Source organism: Streptomyces sp. NPDC090108, from assembly GCF_044747185.1.
Taxonomy (GTDB): domain Bacteria; phylum Actinomycetota; class Actinomycetes; order Streptomycetales; family Streptomycetaceae; genus Streptomyces.
In genome coordinates, this window is record NZ_JBIVDQ010000015.1 from 1,655 (window position 1) to 3,393 (window position 1,739).

Sequence of the window (1,739 nt, forward strand, 5' to 3'; positions counted from 1 at the left end):
GAACGCGAGCATCTGTGGCCAAGTTTTTAAGGGCGCACGGTGGATGCCTTGGCACCAGGAACCGATGAAGGACGTGGGAGGCCACGATAGTCCCCGGGGAGCCGTCAACCAGGCTTTGATCCGGGGGTTTCCGAATGGGGAAACCCGGCAGTCGTCATGGGCTGTCACCCACTGCTGAACACATAGGCAGTGTGGAGGGAACGAGGGGAAGTGAAACATCTCAGTACCCTCAGGAAGAGAAAACAACCGTGATTCCGGGAGTAGTGGCGAGCGAAACCGGATGAGGCCAAACCGTATGCGTGTGAGACCCGGCAGGGGTTGCGCATACGGGGTTGTGGGATTTCTCTTGATCAGTCTGCCGGCTGGTCGGCGAGTCAAAAACCGTATGGATAGACGAAGGACATGCGAAAGGTCCGGCGTAGAGGGTAAGACCCCCGTAGTCAAAATCTGTACGGCTCGCTTGAGAAACACCCAAGTAGCACGGGGCCCGAGAAATCCCGTGTGAATCTGGCGGGACCACCCGCTAAGCCTAAATATTCCCTGGTGACCGATAGCGGATAGTACCGTGAGGGAATGGTGAAAAGTACCGCGGGAGCGGAGTGAAATAGTACCTGAAACCGTGTGCCTACAAGCCGTGGGAGCGTCGGATGCAGCTTGCTGCATCTCGTGACTGCGTGCCTTTTGAAGAATGAGCCTGCGAGTTTGCGGTGTGTTGCGAGGTTAACCCGTGTGGGGAAGCCGTAGCGAAAGCGAGTCCGAATAGGGCGTTTCAGTAGCACGCTCAAGACCCGAAGCGGAGTGATCTAGCCATGGGCAGGTTGAAGCGGAGGTAAGACTTCGTGGAGGACCGAACCCACCAGGGTTGAAAACCTGGGGGATGACCTGTGGTTAGGGGTGAAAGGCCAATCAAACTCCGTGATAGCTGGTTCTCCCCGAAATGCATTTAGGTGCAGCGTCGTGTGTTTCTTGCCGGAGGTAGAGCACTGGATAGGCGATGGGCCCTACCGGGTTACTGACCTTAGCCAAACTCCGAATGCCGGTAAGTGAGAGCACGGCAGTGAGACTGTGGGGGATAAGCTCCATGGTCGAGAGGGAAACAGCCCAGAGCATCGACTAAGGCCCCTAAGCGTACGCTAAGTGGGAAAGGATGTGGAGTCGCAGAGACAACCAGGAGGTTGGCTTAGAAGCAGCCACCCTTGAAAGAGTGCGTAATAGCTCACTGGTCTAGTGATTCCGCGCCGACAATGTAGCGGGGCTCAAGCGTACCGCCGAAGTCGTGTCATTGCAGCAGATAGCCCCAACGGGTGCTGTGATGGGTAGGGGAGCGTCGTGTGCCGGGTGAAGCCGCGCCGGAAGGCAGTGGTGGACGGTTCACGAGTGAGAATGCAGGCATGAGTAGCGATACAAACGTGAGAAACGTTTGCGCCGATTGACTAAGGGTTCCTGGGTCAAGCTGATCTGCCCAGGGTAAGTCGGGACCTAAGGCGAGGCCGACAGGCGTAGTCGATGGATAACCGGTTGATATTCCGGTACCCGCTGTGAAGCGTCAAACATCGAGCATCGTGATGCTAAGGCCGTGAAGCCGTTCCGGACCCTTCGGGGAATGGAAAGTGGTGGAGCCGCCGAACCAAGCGGTTAGTAGGTGAGTGATGGGGTGACGCAGGAAGGTAGTCCATCCCGGGCGATGGTAGTCCCGGGGTAAGGGTGTAGGACGTCAGGTAGGTAAATCCGCCTGGCAC

General features: G+C 57.2%; 1 rRNA gene (cut by a window edge). It reads left to right on the forward strand.

The annotated features are described in order from the left end of the window. The first annotated feature begins 16 nt into the window (after positions 1–16). A 23S ribosomal RNA gene (locus ACIPRD_RS32475) occupies positions 17–1,739 on the forward strand; it runs 1,496 nt beyond the window's last position.